We start from the raw sequence: 17445 nt of genomic DNA on the forward strand, positions 1-17445 counted from the left end.
AATCCGGTCGGCGTTCAGTCGTATGTGGGCCCGGTACCCAGGGCTACTGGCTGTAGGAACTGAGGAAGTTGCCGAGTCGCTCGAGTGCCGTCGAGAGATCGTCGGTGTTGGGGAGAGTCACCAACCGGAAGTGATCGGGTTCGATCCAATTGAACGCGCGACCGTGGCTGACAAGAATCTTCTCCGATTCCAGTAGATCGAGAACGAACCTCTCGTCGTCGACGATGCCGAACTTGTCGACGTCGAGCTTGGGGAACAGGTACAGCGCCCCGTCGGCCTGTTGGCAACTGATCCCGTCGATGCTGTTGAGCGTGGTGTGTGCGAGATCGCGCTGGGCCGTCAGCCGACCTTGTGGAAGCAACAGGTCCTCGATGGACTGGCGTCCGCCGAGTGCAGTCTGGATAGCGTGCTGCGCCGGCACGTTGGCACACATTCGCATGTTGGCCAGCAATTTGATGCCTTCGATGAAGCTCGACGCCCGCTCGAGTGGTCCGGTGATGGCCAGCCATCCGGCTCGGAATCCGCACACGCGGTAGGCCTTGGACAGTCCCGAATACGTCAGACACAGAACGTCTCGCCCGGTCATCGTCGCAAGGTTTGTCATGGATCGGCCGTCGTAGACGATCTTTTCGTAGATCTCGTCGGCGAAGAGCATCAGATCGTGTTTGCGCGCTAGATCCACGAAGCGTTGCAGCACCTCCGTCGAGTAGACGGCGCCCGTCGGATTGTTGGGATTGATGACGACAATCCCTCGGGTGCGCGGCGTGATCCGAGCTTCCAGATCGTCGAAGTCCGGTGCCCAGCCTTGGCTTTCATCGGTGAGGTAGTGGACGGGCGTGCCGCCGGCAAGTGAAACCGAAGCCGTCCACAAGGGATAGTCGGGAGCGGGAATCAGGATCTCGTCCTCTGGATTGCAGAGGGCCTGCATCGTCAGGGTGATCAGTTCGGACACACCGTTTCCGAGATAGATCTCGTCGACGGTGACGTCGGTGATACCCCGCGTCTGGTAGTACTGGACCACCGCAGTGCGCGCCGAATACAGTCCGCGAGAATCGCAATATCCCTGCGCGGTAGGGAGATTGCGGATCATGGCCATCATGATTTCGTCCGGAGCTTCGAACCCGAAGGGGGCCGGATTGCCGACGTTGAGTCGCAGGATCGTGTGTCCCTGATCCTCGAGTTCTTCGGTCTTGTCGAGAATTCGCCCTCTGATGTCGTACCTGACATTCTCGAGCTTGCGGGCCTGATCGATGGGTGTGTTCACGCGGTTACGTACCTCTCCGGTTCGGGTGGGCGAGTTGTGTTTCAGATGAGAAGGGCGCCTCAGGGTTCGGTCTGGAAACGGACATTGATTCGCGATAGCGCTAGCGGCGAAAGAGGAGTAGCGCTACTATGATTCGACATGTCCAATGATAGCAGTTCGAGGATTGTCGCAGCCTTGCGTGAGTGGATCGCGACGGCTCCTCCAGGCGCGAAGCTTCCGTCCACTCGGTCGCTCGTCAGCCTGCACGGGGCGAGTCCGGTCACCGTGCAGAAGGCGCTGCGAACACTGGTATCTCAGGGGGTTGTGGAGGCTCGTCCCGGTGTGGGGACCTTCGTGCGCGCGGCGCGCGTCGTGCGACCCAACGACTACGGGTGGCAGACAGCGGCGCTCGGATCGCCGAACTATCGTCTGCAGTTGCCCATGGCGCTGCAGTCCACCTCCAACGACGTGATCGCGCTGCATTCCGGCTATCCGGCCCGAGAGCTGTTGCCGGAAGGTCTGGTTCGTGCAGCCTTCACCAGGGCGACGCGAACCGACGCCGTGTTCAATCGGCCCCTCGCTGCCGGGCTTCCGGAACTGCAGTCCTGGTTTGCCTCCGAATTGGGTTCCGCCACTCCTGCCGGGATCACTCCGCCGGGGCCGAACGACGTGGTTGTACTTCCGGGCAGTCAGGGTGGGCTTGCGACGTCCTTTCGCGCGTTGGTGGGGGAGGGACGTCCGTTGCTCATGGAATCGCCGACCTACTGGGGAGCGATCCTGGCCGCCGCGCAGGCTGGAGTCACGGTCATTCCGATTTCCAGCGGCGCCAACGGGCCTGATCCTGAAGAGCTTTCGCGTGCATTCGAACAGACCGGTGCCCGTGCGTTCTACGCACAACCGAGCTTCGCGAGTCCGACGGGAGCGCTGTGGTCGCCGTCGTTGGCTGACAAGGTTCTCGACACCGTCCGTCGGCACGGCGCATTCCTCATCGAGGACAGTTCGGCGCTCGACTTCGGAATCACCGCAGATCCCAGCCCCATCGCTGCACGAGACGACAGCGGTCACGTCGTCTACCTTCGTGCGCTGACCAAGAGCGTGTCCCCGTCGGTGCGAGTTGCCGGATTGATCGCTCGGGGGCCGGCGTACGAGCGGATTCTGGCTGATACACAGGCAGATTCGATGTATGTCAGCGGGATGCTGCAAGCGGTAGCGCTCGACGTCGTGACCCAACCGGCCTGGCGAACGCACTTGCGCAGGCTTCGTCACCAACTGGAGGCCAGACGCGACCTCCTCGTGTCGAGTCTGCGCGAGCACGCGCCGGACGCTCACCTCGACGCCGTACCGAAAGGCGGACTCAACCTCTGGCTTCGGCTCCCGGACACCACGAACGTCGAACGCGTGGTGCAGGACTGCCGGTCGGCCGGCGTCATCGTCGGGGCCGGTGACGATTGGTTCCCGGCAGAACCGACTGGAAAGTTCTTGCGGCTCAACTACGCCGGACCGAACCCGGGTGAGTTCCCCGACGCCGCCCGCATTATCGGCCGAGCAATCACGCAACATATGTAGAACTTCACCTCGCTGGTGGTTGACCTGAACTTCCGTTGAGGTTTTATCGTCGTGTGCATGAACAAACAAGCGATGCAGCCACCGGCCAACCAGCCGATCGGATTCTGGACCGCGCGAGCCGGTGAAGCGATTCGCACGCGCACGCGCGGAGCACTCGAAGCGATCGGCGTCACCCAGCCGGGGTGGTGGGTCCTGCACCAACTTTCGCTGCACCCTGAAGGGGTGGAGCGCGCTGTCCTCTTGCGGACGATCGGTCCGAACGAATCCACCGACGTGATCGATGACGCCGTCGACTCTGCCCTCGAACTGGGGTGGGCGCGCGAAGACGGGTCTGTCCTTCGCCCGACTGATGCGGGCTCCGAGCAGTTCGATCGCGCCGCGCGGGTACAGCAGATGCTGCAGGAAGAGCGGATGCAGGGAATCACCGAAGAGGAGTTTGTCACCACCATCACTGTGCTGCAGCGAACCATCAAGAACGTGGGCGGCGACGCCTGGCACTGGTAGCAGACATTATCCGGGCCCGCTGCCGGGTAGAGCGGCTTCGATCAATTCGACGGCACGGGACACACCGCCCGCCGCTGCGAGTTCTTCTGCCAACTCCGCGCTGCGTCGGCGGAACTCGTCGGCGCTCACCAGAGTCAGCGCCTCACGAAGCTCTACTGCCGTGACGGTAGCGCTGTCGACGCGTACTGCGACACCGGCGTCGACGAGCGAGTCGGCGTTGCCGAACTGATCGACGGCTTGCGGCACTGCGATCATGGGTGTCCCGGTCACCAGTCCCTCGCTGGATCCGCCCATACCCGCGTGGGTCACGAACGCGTCGGCCTGCTGCAGAATCGCGAACTGCGGTACCCAACGGTGTATTTCGACGTTGTCGGGCAATGGTCCGAGATCTGAGATCTGCACCTGCTTTCCGATCTGGAGGACGACGTGCCAGCCGTCCATCTGGCCGAAAGCCTCGACGCAGGTGCGGTAGAAATCCGGATGATCGGTGAATGCTGAACCCAGCGAGATCAACATGAGCTTGCGTTCGGGATCCGGGTTCACCCAAGGTTGACTGCTCGGTTCGAGTGCGGGGCCGACGAACGTGTAGACGTCGCGGTTCACGCGATCGGCGTTGGGCTGCATCGATTCTGCGATCAGCACGATTGCACGGGGTGGGCGTCCGGTGAACTCACGTGGATCGACCTCGACGCCTTCGGCGCGGAAGAACCGGGTCTCCCGATCGAGCAGGTCGACGCCTCTCGGATCGGAACGAATTTCGTCGTACATCGGTGCGGCGTCGGCTTCGTAACCGTCCCAGGCAACGTACGTCGGCGACAACTGGATGATGGGAACGCCCCACTGCTGAGCCAGTATTCGTGCCGGAATGCCGGCGATGTCGTAGAGAAAGAGGTCAGGGCGATCGTCTTCGTAGATTCGGCGTAGCTGCGGCAGCATCGACTCGTAATCGTCCTGGAAAATCGTCAACTGATCGATCAGATCCCCGTCCCAACTCTTCTCCGGTTCGGCGCCGTCGGGAGAAGGGACGAGGCTGGGCAGCGTGGAGACGTACGGTGCGAATTCGGCCCCGGTCGCCTCGATGATCTCACGCATCGACTCGTCGTTGGCATAGGTGACGCGGTGACCGGCGGCGACGAGACGCGCGATGATCGCCAGGCTCGGATTGACGTGGCCCGGTGCCGGAATGCTCACCATGGCGATATGTCTGCGGGTCATCGATCACTCCTGCCGTCTGACTGTTCTGGAACAACTCCGGATACCGGACCGAGACTATCCACCAGGATGGGTGACGGCATCTGATTTTTGCCGGGGAAGTACCGTGCGCACTCGAGTAGGACTACGCATCCGAGTGCCGGGATGGGCGAGCAGACTTCGAAGCATGAGCGCACCGACAACACCCTCGAAGACCACTGCAGCCTTCTATCTTCAGGCCGGAATAGCCTTTGCCGTCAGTTTTGTCGGCACCCTCCTCGGAATTGCGTATCTTCCGATCGATGCGTGGCAACGCGGATTTCTCGGAATGTCCTTGCTGTTCTTGGTCACCAGTACGTTCACGTTGGCCAAGGTGATTCGTGATCAGCAGGAGGCATCCACAGTCAGGGTTCGAGTGGACGAGGCTCGACTCGAGAAGCTGATCGCCGAGCACGATCCGTTCAAAGCGGCAGCCTGAAACCTGTCGGCAAGGTGAGGATCAGCGTGCTGCCGAGAGGTTGCTCGTTTCGGAGCGCCGACAGATCGCCGCCGTGTGCGAGCGCGAGGCTGCGCGCAATCGTGAGCCCCAAACCGGAACCGTCGGATCGATCACCGCGATGGAAACGGTCGAAGACTGATTCGAGTTGGTCTGCGGGAATTCCGTCACCGGTGTCGGTGACGGACACCGAGAGGTGGTCACCTTCCCGTGCGAGTGTCACCGTCACCGAACCTCCGCTCGGAGTGTGCCGCAACGCGTTTTCGAGCAGATTGGCGAGGATCTGTTCGATTCGTTGGCGATCGACCTCGGCCGTGATCGGTTGCGGAGGTAGCGCGGTCGTCAATTCGACTCCACGATCGGCGAAACGTGGCGCCGCTGCTGCCGTTGCGCTGCAAACGATGTCGTCGATCTTCTCGTCTCGGCGATCGAGTTCGAGAGCGTGTTCGTCGGCCGCGGAGACGTCCGCCAGATCGCAAGAGAGCCGACGCAGTCTTTCGAGTTGATCGCGCATGACCGACCATGAAGAGTTGTCCGTGGGGAGGACGCCATCCTCGATGCCGTCCACGTACGCAGCCAAAGTCGATACCGGAGTGCGTAATTCGTGGGCAAGATCGGCAAGCAGGCGTTTGCGGACCCGATCCGAATGATCAAGGCGTGCCGCCATGTCGGCAAAGGCAGTTTCGAGACGCGTGAAATCGGCATCTACGTCGGACCTGCCGATAGTCACGTCGAAGTTCCCGTCTGCGACGCTTTGCGCCGCCTCCGCCAGCGTTGAGATCGGGGCCGTGATGCGTCGGACGATGTAGACCGCGGCGATGCCTGCGCCTACCAGTGCGACCGCGATCCCGCACAACAGTGCAATGGTCATGGTCTGAGCGAATGCCTCTTCGGTGTGGGTACGGACATTCGAGTCTTCGATGCCGGCCATCATGAGGTGGTTGTGAAAGAGCGGGGCAGCGACGGCAATGGCGACTGCGGCGATGGCGAGGCAGGAGACGAACAGGACGACAAGCTGCGCCAGCAGCAGTTTTCCGCGTAGCCCGAGTTTCTTCATGACGACCCCGTTCATGACGACCGCGTTCATGACGACCTCAGGGAGTATCCGACGCCCCTGACGGTTCTGATGAACCGAGGATCGGTCGCGTCGTCGCCGAGTTTGCGGCGTAATGCACGCACATGGACGTCGACGATGTGCTGGTCCCCGAACCAGGACGAGCCCCACACCGAGGCGATGATCTCGGCCCGACTCCAGGCAGCGTCGGGTCGGGATGCAAGCGCGGAGAGCAACGCGAACTCGGTGGGAGTGAGATCGACAGGGTGGTTGTCGACATGCACGGTGCGGGCGAGGACGTCGATGTCGAGACCGGGAGGCGTCGGCAGCACTTTTGGCAGCAAACTCGACGCGCGTGGCCGTCTGAGCAGTGCTTTCACTCGCGCAACCAGTTCGCGGGGGCCGAAGGGTTTGACCACGTAGTCGTCTGCGCCGGCCGCCAGACCCGTCACCTTGTCCGACTCTTCACCGCGGGCGGACAGCATCAGGATGTACGCATCGGAGAAGGTACGGATTCGTCGGCAGACTTCCATGCCGTCGAAGCCCGGGAGCATTAGATCGAGCACTATCAGCGCGGGCTCGAATTCGCGCACCGAACGTACTGCGCTCGGCCCGTCGTGGGCGAGGCGCACGGTGAATCCTTCGCGTGTCAGATAGTTGGCGACAACCTTGGCGAGGGCAGTCTCGTCGTCGACGACAAGAACGCGCCCCGGTTCCTCGCCAGGTCGTAGTTCGGCGCTCATCAGACCGAGGTTAGTCGACTGCGTGTCTGCATTGCTGGCGCGTGGTGGTTTCCACTCGACTGTGAAGATTCGATGAAGGAAGCCTGTTCGAGCCGGTTATCGGGCTTCGCGGTGGATTTTCGCCGGTAACGTGGCAACTGTGCATGCGCAGCACTCTTGTCAAATCAATTGTGGTGCAGTGCATATCGAACAGAATCAATTCTCGGGAGTGAAAACATGTCTTTGACGGTCAGGAAGAGCGCCGCGCGGTTCGTTCCGGTTGTGGCAGCGGCAGCACTGTTGATTGCCGGATGCTCGGACAACTCCGGGGAGAGCATCAACCATTCTTCCGAAACAACCAGTGTTGCAGCACAGTCGGAGATTCCTGCGGGTGTCAATGCCGCCGACATCGAGTTTCTCGAAGGGATGTACCCGCATCACGCGCAGGCATTGGACATGGCCAGGATGGTCGACGGTCGAACCGACAATGCCGAACTTCTCTCTCTTGCAGCGCAGATAGAGGCAGCGCAAGGCCCGGAGATGGCTCAGATGACCGAATTGTTGACGGAGTGGGGACGCCCCGAGCCTTCGTCGAGTTCGATGGAGGGCATGGATGAGTCGGCGCACGCGGGACACGGCGTCGGGATGGCCGAGATGCCGGGAATGATGTCGGCCGACGACATGACCGCCCTCACCGATGCCAGTGGCGCGGAGTTCGACAAGTTGTGGCTGACGATGATGATCGAGCACCACAAGGGTGCCATCACCATGTCCCAGACCGAACTCGACAACGGGCTCGACCCGTCGGCGGAGAAGATGGCAGAAGCGATCATTGCCGGTCAGCAGGCGGAAATCACTCAGATGGAAGCGATGTTGAAGGGGAGTTGAACAGGAGGCCTTGGCCGCGTGACCTTGCTCGGGTGGCTACCTGGGCATACGTTCGAGGCTGATGGCTTGACCGGTGCTGTGCTGCAATCACACGCGAGGGGATGACCGCCACATGGATCACAGTCAGATGGACCATGGCCAGATGGACCATGGGGCACACGGTGGTCACGGGGATCACGTCGCACAGTTCCGGACGTTGTTTGCAGTCATGCTGGTCATCGCGGTTCCGGTCGTTGCGGCAGACGCGATGTTCGCTGATCTGGTCGGGTACACACTGCCGGAAAACTCTCTGGTGGAATGGATCTCACCGGTACTCGGCACGGTGATGTACTTCTGGGGTGGCAAGCCGTTCCTCGCCGGCGCTGTTGCCGAAATCCGTTCTCGGCAGCCGGGAATGATGCTGTTGATCGCGCTCGCGATCACCGTGGCCTTCTTCGCGTCATGGTCTGCGAGTCTGCACTGGGTGGATCACACTCTCGATTTCTGGTGGGAGCTCGCGCTTCTGATCGTGATCATGTTGTTGGGCCACTGGATCGAGATGCGTTCGCTCAGTCAGACATCGAGCGCCTTGGATTCACTTGCCGCTTTGCTGCCCGACGAGGCAGAACGGGTGGTGGGGGAATCGGTGGAAACCGTGCCCACCGCAGCTCTGGCGACCGGCGACCTGGTGATAGTTCGTCCCGGCGCCCGTGTTCCCTCGGACGGAACGGTGGTCGAGGGAAGCGCCGACATGGACGAATCCATGATCACGGGCGAGTCGAAGACCGTCCGCCGGACTGTCGGAGATCAGGTGGTGGCCGGCACGGTAGCCACCGACTCGGCACTTCGGCTTCGAGTCACCGCCGTGGGAGAAGACACCGCGCTCGCCGGTATCCGGCGCCTGGTCGAGCAAGCCCAGAACTCGTCGAGTCGCGCGCAGGTGTTGGCGGACAAGGCCGCTGCTCTGCTGTTCTGGTACGCACTGGGCGCGGCAGTGCTGACCGCGATCGCCTGGAGTATCTGGGGCACCCCGGAGAGCGCAGTCACCCGGACGATCACCGTTCTGGTGATCGCCTGCCCGCACGCGCTCGGGTTGGCGATTCCACTGGTCGTCTCCATCGCGACGGAACGAGCAGCTCGGGCTGGGATTCTGATCACCGACCGCATGGCCCTCGAGGCGATGCGTAACGTAGACACCGTTCTCTTCGACAAGACCGGCACTCTCACCAAGGGGGAGCCCGCAGTGGTCGGTGTACGCGGTGTCGACGGGTATTCCGATGACGACGTTCTCAGCGCAGCGGCTGCCGTCGAGTTCGACAGCGAACATCCACTCGGGCGCGCCGTCGTCGCGGCGGCGCGGGAGTTGTCGCTCGAATTCACTTCGGGTTCCGACTTTCGGGCGCACAACGGGATCGGGGTTGCTGCGGACGTCGCCGGTGCACGCGTCGGTGTCGGCGGACCGGGGATGCTGCGATCGGTCGGGGCCACCGCGATCCCGGGGACCGAAGAGTGGCTCAGTGACGGGTCGACCGTCCTGCATGTAGTGCGTGACGAGAAGGTAATCGGCGCATTGGCATTGGCCGACGAGATTCGCCCGGAATCAGCATTGGCCGTCGACGCCCTCCATGCTCGCGGTGTGCGGGTGGCCATGGTCACCGGAGACGCGGAGGCCGTGGCCCATTCGGTGGCTCGCAGGCTCGGGATCGACGAAGTTTTCGCCGAAGTGCTTCCGCAGGACAAGGGAGCGCAGGTATCTCGGCTTCAGGCTGAGGGCCACCGCGTGGCGATGGTCGGTGACGGGGTCAACGATGCGCCGGCACTCGCCCAGGCGGATGTGGGCATCGCGATCGGTGCCGGAACCGACGTGGCGATCGCGTCGGCGGGAGTTGTTCTGGCCAGCGATGATCCGCGTTCGGTGAGCTCGGTCATCGAGCTCTCCCGCGCCACCTACCGGAAGATGGTTCAGAACCTTTGGTGGGCAGCGGGATACAACGCGATCTCGGTTCCCCTCGCTGCGGGAGTACTGGCGCCCGTCGGGTTCGTGCTGCCGATGGAGGTCGGAGCAATCCTGATGTCGGTATCCACTGTGGTCGTTGCCGCGAATGCCCAGTTGTTGAGGCGCTTGGACTTGCGGCAACCACCGGTGACCGCGTTGGAGTCGAGAGTGCTCACATCGCAGTAGCGAGAGGTTGAAGGCGGACTACTGTCGGCTCAGGAACGGAATGAGCGCACGCAGTACAGCATCGGAGTCTGCGACTGCGCTTGCGTGGTCAGCCCCTTCGATCACAGTCAAGGCACTGTCCGGGATCAGCGACGCGAGATGCTCGGTATCCGGCAGGCGCTCGCGATCTCTCGATCCGACGAACAACAACGCCGGTGTGGTGATCCGTTGCAGCACGGCGTCGTCGATGCCGTGCTCCTTCTCTGCGCGGCGCATGTAGGCAGCGAGCGCGAGGGCATCATTGATTCGGAAGGCAGTCGCAGTCTGAGGATCCACCGGTTTGCCGCGCCTCACGCCCCAACCGGTCAGAAATCCCTCGATACCGCCGCTTTCGAGTACGTCGATGCAGCCCGGGAAGAACAATGCGTCGAACGCGCCCGTCATCGGTCGGCTGCTACCGCCCCCGACGGTCAGCGATCGCACCCGTTCGGAGTGCTCGACTGTCAGCGACATCACCGAGCGTCCGCCGAACGAGTATCCGAGGACGTGTGCCGGTTCGAACGGAGACTCCGTGTCGAGGATCTCCAGGAGATCGCCGACCACCAGATCCATTGCATACGAATCGGAGTCGTGTGGTTTGTCACTGCGTCCGTGACCCCGCATGTCGACGAGGATCAGACGATATTGCTCCTGAAGTGCCTTGACGTACCCGAAGCCACGCCAGATGGAGCGCGACAACGCTGTGCCGTGCACCATCAACAGGGGTGGGCCATCGCCCACGATCTGATAGGTGATCCGCGCACCGTCCACCGGATTTCTCACGTCGTGCAACACCCGTCCAGTATGGGTGCCAGTTGCTACGCACGTGAACTCGAGTAGTCGTCCGGTCCCATTCGACGGATGGCGTGGACTCTCACGAACAGTCGGGCCGTCAACTCGGCCTCCCCCAGAGCTACCGGTCACTGCCCGGCGGGGCAGTACCCACTGTTCCAAGCAATGCATCGGTGGAGGGGTCTGCAGTGCTGACGCCTGCGGCTATGCCCCGAATCAGAGCCTCGAAATCAGCGGCGACGATGGTGACCTCCTCGAACTCCGGCTCTCCTCCACGGACAACCTGACCGTCGGGTGCGAGCGCCAAGTACTCGTACCCATTGCGGACCGACATCAGGACCGGGAGGTGAGTGGACCAGAAGGCGTTGATCGCCGCGCGTTCCGCCGGCCCGGAAGCGACCGCCAGGCTCTCGTGCCGGAACGCATTCCAGGGAAACGCCTCATCGCTGACGCCAACGCCACCGGCATAGTTCTCCGCCGAGAGAAACCACACCTGGTCGTCGGAACTGGCAAGTACGGAGAAGGAACTCGCCCACACTACGAGTTGGTCACAACCGCCGACCAGTGGTTGCGGAACTGGGGCAGAGGCCGATCGAGTAGGTTCTTCGCGAACCCAACCTGCGAGCGACAGCGCGGCGGTTGCGTCGAGGTGAAGGGACATCGCCCCACGGTAGGCCAGACCGTCGAGCACCGATAGCGTCAACCGTCGGCCTACTCGGGATCGATGTCTCGAATACCATTCTCGTCCATGCTGATCCACCGCGTTATACCGATGTCGCGCAGAAACGGCAGATCGTGACTCACCACCACCATGGCGCCGCGAAAATCGGAAAGTGCCTGCGTGAGGTGGGCGAGACTCGGTAGGTCCAGGTTGTTGGTCGGCTCGTCGAGAAGAAGCAGCTGGGGCGCGGGTTCGGCCAGCAGGATCGTGGCTAACGCCGCACGCAATCGTTCACCGCCGGAGAGTGCGGATGCCGATACGTCGGAATCCGTTCCCCGGAAAAGGAACCGTGCCAACTGCCCGCGAATTTCCTCGGCTGTCGCGTGTGGCGCGGCCAACGCGACGTTGTCCGCCACCGAGAGGTCCTCGTCGAACACGTCGAGACGTTGGGGGAGCGCACGAGAGGCTACGAACGGAGTCGACGCGGCGAGTGCATCGAGCAACGTCGTCTTGCCGATTCCGTTGCGTCCCACTATCGCAATCCGCTCCGGCCCGGTGATCTGGAGCGATACCACTTGGCCGCTCTGCAACGGCACCTCGTCGAGCCGCGCAACCTGCTGCCCCGGATGAACCTCTGTAGCAGGCAGATCCAGACGAATCTCGCGATCGTCTCGAAGGAGTTCCTCTGCCTCCGACAGGACAGACTTGGCCTCGTCCACCTTCCCGATATGGTTGAGGGCCAGCTTTCCCGCTGAAACTTGGGCCTGACGTTTTCGTGTCTGCGCGATGATCGGCGGCATCCGCTTGTTCTCGAACATCTTCTGCCCATAGCGCTTACGCCGGTCCAGTTTCGTTCGAGCGTCGATCAGCTCGCGGCTCTGCTTTGCCAGATCGGCCTTGGCGTCGCGAACGGTGGCGAGTGCGTTTTCCTGCTCAGCGGTCACGACCTCCTGGTAGTGCGAGTAGTTGCCGCCGAACACGCGTAGATCCCCCCGACGTAGTTCGATCGTGTACTCCGCGGTGTCGAGCAGTTCCCGGTCGTGGCTGACGATCAGCACGGTTCCCGGAAACTGTTGGACTGCAGCATGAACTCGTGATCGAGCGTCGCGGTCCAGGTTGTTGGTCGGCTCGTCCAGGAGAAGTACCTGTGGATTCTTCAGCAGCGTTGCGGTCAGGCCGAGTAGGACGGTCTCTCCGCCGGAGAGGGTGCCGACAGTTCGGCTCAATGCTGCGGTATCCGGAACCACCTTCTCGAGGCCGAGTCGATGCAAGGTGGAGAGAGCGCTCTCCTCGATATCCCAGTTGTTGTCCACGAGCGCGAAGTCGGATTCGGAGCCGTCGCCGGTTTCGATGCGGTGCAAAGCGTTTCGGAGTTCGTGGATACCGAGGATGTCATCCACCCGAACGCTCGGATCGAGTGTGATGTCCTGACGGAGGTAGCCGACCTCGCCGGAAGCGGTCACGGATCCGGATTCCGGTGAGAGCTCTCCTGCGATCAATCGCAGCAGAGTCGACTTTCCCGATCCGTTGAGTCCCACGAGACCGACACGGCCACTGGGGAATACAAAATTGGTGTGGGAAAAGACTGATTCGCCGTCCGGCCAGATGAAGGTGAGATCCGAGAGCGACAGAGAAAGATGGGATTGGGTCATGAGTACTCCAGAGGGTGCTTGGACTGTGCGCCCGGCTCAGCAAGTGCTGATGGGTGCGAGTGCCTTCGCGTGATGAACCTCTAGAGGAGCAACGGCCCGTTTCCTGTTCTGTCGGGAATGATTCGTGTTCCAGGTTAGAACACTCGAACGGTCCCGTGCAATCGAATTATTCTGTGCTGTCGGTCTCGTCGGTGTTCGGTGCTCAGATTTTCGGGCCTTCAGATTTTCGGGCCTTCGGATCGGAGGTCGTCGACCTTCGACATCGCTTCGCGGAGTTCGGTGAGCCATTGTTCGCTGTGCTTGCCCGCCAACCGGACTGTCCACATGAGAGCGTCCGCTCGGGAGCGAGCAACTCCCGCGTCCACCAAGGTGTCGAGAACCTTGCGTTCGGGCTGACGTAGTCGTGTCATCACCGGAACTGCGAGATGTGTGAACAGGACGGTCTTTTCGTCCAGACGTACACCCCAGGCGACCTTGCGCCCGTAGCGAGCCTCGGCCTCGTCGGCGATGCGCATCCGGTCGGCGCGCGTGGTTTCGCGAAAGCGTGAGATCCTTCCGTCCGCGGCGGCCTCGCCACCGTCGACTGCCGGGAGTTCACCGATCACGACGATTTCTTCGCGGTCGACCTGGACGTCGGCCGTTCCGGTGAACCAGTCATCTGGAAGTCGACCGGCAAACCAGTCGGACGCATCACTCGCGTCGGGAACCGACGCCTGTTGCCAACCTCCGGGACGGCCGAACCTGCGGTCGCCGGAGTTTTGTGAGTTCTTCATGGCATTCTCCTCGGAGGGCTGGTGGAGTGTGGCGTGCGTTTATTGCACTGATTACATGATTACACCGATAGTCGAACTGGCGCCACAAATTCGGGCATGATCGGAGTCGTGCGCCTATCACACGCTCGTCAGAGCTTCCGAACTTTCCGTCGTCCCGTGGCTGCCGTGGCTCTGGGGGTATTGGCCGCAGGATCGGTAGTTGCCTGCAGTTCTGGCCCTGACCAGCCGAAATCAGTGGCAGAGGAGTTCGCCTCCGCGCTCACGTCCGATGACGTGCAAGCGGCGGCAGCCCTGACCACCGATCCGGCGGCGGCGTCGACTGCGATTTCGGCTCTGATCGACGGGCTGCGCAAGGACGAGGGAACATTCACCGTCTCCGACGCCACCGAGTCCGGTGATTCTGCGGGGACGTTCACACTCGATGCGGCGTGGAAGTTCGGTGAAGGTCAGGACTGGAACTACTCGACGCAGGGAAACGCGTCGAAAAGCGGGGACAACTGGCTGATTCAGTGGGACCCGGCGCTGTTGGCTCCGGACCTGACCTCCTCGACGACCTTGCGCTACACACCCACCACCGGTGCTCCGCCGTCGGTGCTGGACGCGGCGGGCCAGCCGATCATGGAGCAGCAGGTGGTGACGCTGGTCAATCTCGATTCCGCCGCGGTGCCCCCGGTGGACACGGCAGCCGTGGCGGCCCTTCTCTCGCCCATCGCACCGACGATCACGGCGGCATCGCTGACCACCGATCTTGCGTCGGCAAGTGGGAAGCCGGTCACCGCAATCACTTTGCGGGCCGAGGATCTTGCACCGATCGAGGAGAGGTTGGTGGCGATTCCCGGAGTGAGCTTGGCGCCGCAGGCTCGGTTGCTCTCGGTGGACAAAACTCTGGCGTCGCCGACTTTCAGTGGGTTGTCCGATCTGTGGCAGGAGGGGCAGGACAAGTCCGCGGGCTGGGCGGTACAGCAGGTGAAGCAGAACGGAACCGTCACCACCGTCGCCGGCCAAGACGGGCCGGTTGCTCCGAACATCGCCACAACGATCGACCGACCGATGCAACTCGCGGCCGAGAATGCGCTTGCCGGGGTGACACAACAGGCGGCGATCGTTGCGCTGCAGCCGTCGACCGGAGCGGTGTTGGCGGTGGCCCAGAACGCCCCCGCCGACGCACAGGGCCCGATCGCTCTGACCGGCCTGTACCCACCGGGTTCGACGTTCAAGACCGTGACGACGTCCGCGGCCCTGCAAGCCGGCGTCGCTACACCGGACACCGTTCTGCCGTGCCCGGGTACCGAGAACATCGAGGGCCGTCAGATTCCCAACGACGACGAGTTCGACCTCGGATCGGTTCCGCTGCACACCGCGTTCGCGAAGTCGTGCAACACCACAATGGCGAGGATGGCCGTCGGTCTGCCCGCCGATGCTCTGCACAAAGCGGCGCTGCAGTTCGGGCTCGGCGTCGACTACGTCACCCCCGGACTCACGACGGTGACGGGCAACGTCCCTGACGCGAACACCCCCGCCGAACGCGTCGAGTCCGCGATCGGACAGGGCACGGTGACCGCCACGCCCTTCGGGATGGCTCTCGTGGCGGCCTCGATCGCCAACGGAACGACACCCGCGCCGATGTTGGTCAAGGGACAGCCCGGCGTGGCAGATCAGACCGTTGTACCGGCTCCCGCGGAGGTGACCGAACAGTTGCGGGTGATGATGCGCGAGACCGTCACAGGCGGTACGGCGACGTCGTTGCAGGACATTCCGGGGCTTCTCGGCAAGACCGGCACGGCCGAAACCGAGGGTGGCCCGGCACATGGATGGTTTGTCGGAATCAAGGGAGACCTCGCATTTGCGGTATTCATCGCGGGTGCGGACAGCTCCGCGCCTGCAGTGCAGGTAGCGGGCACTTTTCTGCGCTGAAACCTGTTTTCCGTTGCAGTTGGATCACACCGTCGTAGCTCAACCGTGACACGTTCGTAGGCATCCCGTGCTTGTTACTCGTGTGACAGAAGTAAAGAGTTACATGCATGGGGCCCGGAGGACAGCACAACCGTCGTGGAAAATATGTCGTTGCGTCGATAACTGCTGTCGTTCTGACAGTGGCGCTCGCGTCGTGTGTCATCGGTGGGGAGAAGAAATCCGACGCCGCCTCGGTGGTGGAGGACTTCGTCACCGCCCTCAACAACCACGACGCCGAAGCTGCCGCGGCGCTCACGTCGTACCCCAACGCGGCGCGGCCGTCGATCCAGCAGATGTTCGACGGACTGGCCGCCAAGTCCACCGACTTCGACGTCGCTCAGGTCATGGATCTGGGTAGCGACTCCGGACTCTTCACACTCGACGCGTCCTGGAACTTCGGCGAAGGCAAGGACTGGAGCTACCAGTCGCAGGGTGAGGTTCGTGATCTGTCGGTCGGCTGGCGTGTGTCCTGGGACCCGTCGGTCCTCGTCCCCGACCTCGGCAACGGTCGCACCGTTTCGTACACCCGCACGGACGCAGCGCCGCCGAAGGTAGTCGACAGCACCGGCACCCTGCTCATGAACGAGCAGACCATCAACGCGATCACTCTCGACCCGGCCACCATGCCGGACCCCGTCGACACCACTCGTCGCCTCGCCACGGTGCTCGAACCTGTCGCACCGTTGGTCACTTCGGAGTCGATGTTGGCCGACCTCGCCGCAAACCCCGGCAAGCCCGTCACCGCCGTATTGCTCCGCGATCCCGACTACGCCTACCTGGAAAGCGATTTTGCGATCCCCGGCGTCGTCGTGGTCAAGACACCCAAGCTGATCGCCTCCGACCGTCGAATCAACTCGCCGTTGCTGGACCCACTGCGGACCGTGTGGCAGGCCAATCGCGACGCCACCGCCGGTTGGGCGGTCAATCTGGTCGAGCCCAACGGATTCCCGATCAAGCAAGCCGGCTTCCAAGGACCTCCCGGGCCCGACGTCGCCGCGACCCTCGACTCGCACGCTCAACTCGCCGCGATCGAAGCTGTCGTCAGTGCAGGTACTCCTGCGGCCATCGTCGCGATCCGCCCGTCGGACGGCGCCATTCTGGCTGCCGCACAGAACAATCAGGCCATCGAACAGGGCCCGATCGCCTTCACCGGGTTGCGCCCGGCCGGCGGCGCCCTCGATCTGGTCCGTCTCGCATCGTCGATGCAGAACGGCGTCGACCCCGGCGCCGTGTCACCCGAGCAGTTGGCCGACACTGGGCAGCAACTCGGACTCGGCAACGGCTTCCACATTCAGGGACTCGAACAGCAGACAGCAGTGCTTGCCGCGAACCGCCCCGGCGTGGACCAGGCGATGAACAACGTCATGGCCAACAAGACGTCCAACGACGCGAGCACACCGACGGTAACTCCGTTCGGAATGGCGATGCTCGCGGCATCGATCGCCCGCGGCAGTGCCCCGATGCCGATGATGGTCTTCGGACAACCGGCTACCGCCGACGTCACGCCGACGGTATTGCCCGGCGACGTCAACAATCGTCTGCGTGACGCCATGCGAGGCGCCGGCGGACTGGCTGGGTACCCGGACATGATGGCGGCCGGTGCAGCGAGCGGTGACGATCGCTGGTTCTACGGATCACGCGGAGACTTCGCGTTCGCGGTGTTCGTCGCAGACGCCGACGGCGGCGATCGAGCAATGCAGATGACGGACAAGCTCTTCCAGGAACTCGGCAAGCCTGCCGACAAGTAGTACCGGGCACCGCGAGTAGATTC

The 17445-nt window shown here is 62.7% G+C and carries 15 protein-coding genes; 7 read left to right on the forward strand and 8 right to left on the reverse strand.

Going from position 1 to position 17445, the window contains the following annotated elements; genetic code table 11:
• Window positions 1–43 precede the first annotated feature (43 nt).
• Window positions 44–1264 (reverse strand): pyridoxal phosphate-dependent aminotransferase, encoded by a 1221-nt coding sequence (locus M0639_RS05070; protein ID WP_003945423.1) that lies wholly within the window; start codon window positions 1262–1264, stop codon window positions 44–46.
• Window positions 1265–1402: 138 nt separating this feature from the next.
• Between M0639_RS05070 and M0639_RS05075 the strand changes: the two genes are divergently transcribed.
• The gene (locus M0639_RS05075) at window positions 1403–2809 is read left to right on the forward strand and encodes an aminotransferase-like domain-containing protein (protein WP_042452643.1); all 1407 of its coding nucleotides are present in this window, start codon (window positions 1403–1405) and stop codon (window positions 2807–2809) included.
• 57 nt (window positions 2810–2866) lie between these two features.
• On the forward strand, window positions 2867–3313 hold the full coding sequence (locus tag M0639_RS05080; protein ID WP_007734451.1) for a MarR family winged helix-turn-helix transcriptional regulator: 447 nt from the start codon (window positions 2867–2869) through the stop codon (window positions 3311–3313).
• A 6-nt stretch (window positions 3314–3319) separates the two neighbouring features.
• Here M0639_RS05080 and M0639_RS05085 read toward each other — a convergent pair whose 3' ends face one another.
• Complete coding sequence (locus tag M0639_RS05085) at window positions 3320–4528, reverse strand: macrolide family glycosyltransferase (RefSeq protein ID WP_064074137.1); 1209 nt, start codon at window positions 4526–4528, stop codon at window positions 3320–3322.
• Window positions 4529–4691: 163 nt separating this feature from the next.
• On the opposite strand from M0639_RS05085, the gene M0639_RS05090 reads away from it, so the two are divergent.
• On the forward strand, window positions 4692–4982 hold the full coding sequence (locus M0639_RS05090) for a YiaA/YiaB family inner membrane protein (RefSeq protein ID WP_054800678.1): 291 nt from the start codon (window positions 4692–4694) through the stop codon (window positions 4980–4982).
• Here M0639_RS05090 and M0639_RS05095 read toward each other — a convergent pair.
• Together M0639_RS05095 and M0639_RS05100 are read right to left on the reverse strand one after the other, a co-directional pair.
• Window positions 4966–6087 (reverse strand): sensor histidine kinase, encoded by a 1122-nt coding sequence (locus M0639_RS05095; protein WP_082893152.1) that lies wholly within the window; start codon window positions 6085–6087, stop codon window positions 4966–4968. The genes M0639_RS05090 and M0639_RS05095 overlap by 17 nt on opposite strands.
• Window positions 6084–6797 carry a response regulator transcription factor gene (locus tag M0639_RS05100; RefSeq protein ID WP_007734457.1) on the reverse strand — a complete coding sequence of 238 codons (714 nt, stop codon included), beginning with the start codon at window positions 6795–6797 and terminating at the stop codon, window positions 6084–6086. Before M0639_RS05100 ends, M0639_RS05095 begins: the two co-directional genes overlap by 4 nt.
• Before the next feature lie 216 nt (window positions 6798–7013).
• Between M0639_RS05100 and M0639_RS05105 the strand changes: the two genes are divergently transcribed.
• Window positions 7014–7664 carry a DUF305 domain-containing protein gene (locus M0639_RS05105; RefSeq protein WP_054188009.1) on the forward strand — a complete coding sequence of 217 codons (651 nt, stop codon included), beginning with the start codon at window positions 7014–7016 and terminating at the stop codon, window positions 7662–7664.
• Window positions 7665–7776: 112 nt separating this feature from the next.
• A complete protein-coding gene (locus tag M0639_RS05110) occupies window positions 7777–9825 on the forward strand; it encodes a heavy metal translocating P-type ATPase (protein WP_064074136.1) in 2049 nt (682 codons plus the stop codon).
• A gap of 18 nt (window positions 9826–9843) precedes the next feature.
• Here the strand turns inward: M0639_RS05110 and M0639_RS05115 are convergent, their stop codons facing one another.
• The 4 genes from M0639_RS05115 to M0639_RS05130 form a co-directional block, all read right to left on the reverse strand.
• Window positions 9844–10614, reverse strand: coding sequence for an alpha/beta fold hydrolase (locus M0639_RS05115; protein ID WP_003945805.1), 771 nt, complete (start codon window positions 10612–10614; stop codon window positions 9844–9846).
• A gap of 142 nt (window positions 10615–10756) precedes the next feature.
• Window positions 10757–11296 carry a hypothetical protein gene (locus tag M0639_RS05120; protein ID WP_231915003.1) on the reverse strand — a complete coding sequence of 180 codons (540 nt, stop codon included), beginning with the start codon at window positions 11294–11296 and terminating at the stop codon, window positions 10757–10759.
• Window positions 11297–11346: 50 nt separating this feature from the next.
• A complete protein-coding gene (locus M0639_RS05125; RefSeq protein ID WP_064074134.1) occupies window positions 11347–12948 on the reverse strand; it encodes an ABC-F family ATP-binding cassette domain-containing protein in 1602 nt (533 codons plus the stop codon).
• A gap of 218 nt (window positions 12949–13166) precedes the next feature.
• Window positions 13167–13721 (reverse strand): hypothetical protein, encoded by a 555-nt coding sequence (locus M0639_RS05130; RefSeq protein WP_003945732.1) that lies wholly within the window; start codon window positions 13719–13721, stop codon window positions 13167–13169.
• A gap of 96 nt (window positions 13722–13817) precedes the next feature.
• Between M0639_RS05130 and M0639_RS05135 the strand changes: the two genes are divergently transcribed.
• Together M0639_RS05135 and M0639_RS05140 are read left to right on the forward strand one after the other, a co-directional pair.
• Entirely contained in the window at window positions 13818–15635 is a 1818-nt protein-coding gene (locus tag M0639_RS05135; RefSeq protein WP_064074133.1) for a penicillin-binding transpeptidase domain-containing protein, read from the forward strand.
• A gap of 107 nt (window positions 15636–15742) precedes the next feature.
• Window positions 15743–17422 (forward strand): NTF2-like N-terminal transpeptidase domain-containing protein, encoded by a 1680-nt coding sequence (locus M0639_RS05140; protein ID WP_064074132.1) that lies wholly within the window; start codon window positions 15743–15745, stop codon window positions 17420–17422.
• The last annotated feature ends 23 nt before the right edge of the window (window positions 17423–17445 follow it).

It is taken from the genome of Rhodococcus qingshengii JCM 15477 (assembly GCF_023221595.1).
Taxonomy (GTDB): Bacteria; Actinomycetota; Actinomycetes; order Mycobacteriales; family Mycobacteriaceae; genus Rhodococcus_F; species Rhodococcus_F qingshengii.

What these genes read in the sequence shown, in the direction of transcription:
- M0639_RS05105 (WP_054188009.1), top strand. Translation starts at nt 7,014, where the DNA reads ATGTCTTTGACGGTCAGGAAGAGCGCCGCGCGGTTCGTTCCGGTTGTG.
- M0639_RS05085 (WP_064074137.1), bottom strand. Translation starts at nt 4,528, where the DNA reads ATGACCCGCAGACATATCGCCATGGTGAGCATTCCGGCACCGGGCCAC.
- M0639_RS05125 (WP_064074134.1), bottom strand. Translation starts at nt 12,948, where the DNA reads ATGACCCAATCCCATCTTTCTCTGTCGCTCTCGGATCTCACCTTCATC.
- M0639_RS05075 (WP_042452643.1), top strand. Translation starts at nt 1,403, where the DNA reads ATGTCCAATGATAGCAGTTCGAGGATTGTCGCAGCCTTGCGTGAGTGG.
- M0639_RS05090 (WP_054800678.1), top strand. Translation starts at nt 4,692, where the DNA reads ATGAGCGCACCGACAACACCCTCGAAGACCACTGCAGCCTTCTATCTT.
- M0639_RS05100 (WP_007734457.1), bottom strand. Translation starts at nt 6,797, where the DNA reads ATGAGCGCCGAACTACGACCTGGCGAGGAACCGGGGCGCGTTCTTGTC.
- M0639_RS05130 (WP_003945732.1), bottom strand. Translation starts at nt 13,721, where the DNA reads ATGAAGAACTCACAAAACTCCGGCGACCGCAGGTTCGGCCGTCCCGGA.
- M0639_RS05080 (WP_007734451.1), top strand. Translation starts at nt 2,867, where the DNA reads ATGAACAAACAAGCGATGCAGCCACCGGCCAACCAGCCGATCGGATTC.
- M0639_RS05135 (WP_064074133.1), top strand. Translation starts at nt 13,818, where the DNA reads ATGATCGGAGTCGTGCGCCTATCACACGCTCGTCAGAGCTTCCGAACT.
- M0639_RS05120 (WP_231915003.1), bottom strand. Translation starts at nt 11,296, where the DNA reads ATGTCCCTTCACCTCGACGCAACCGCCGCGCTGTCGCTCGCAGGTTGG.
- M0639_RS05110 (WP_064074136.1), top strand. Translation starts at nt 7,777, where the DNA reads ATGGATCACAGTCAGATGGACCATGGCCAGATGGACCATGGGGCACAC.
- M0639_RS05095 (WP_082893152.1), bottom strand. Translation starts at nt 6,087, where the DNA reads ATGAACGCGGTCGTCATGAACGGGGTCGTCATGAAGAAACTCGGGCTA.
- M0639_RS05140 (WP_064074132.1), top strand. Translation starts at nt 15,743, where the DNA reads ATGGGGCCCGGAGGACAGCACAACCGTCGTGGAAAATATGTCGTTGCG.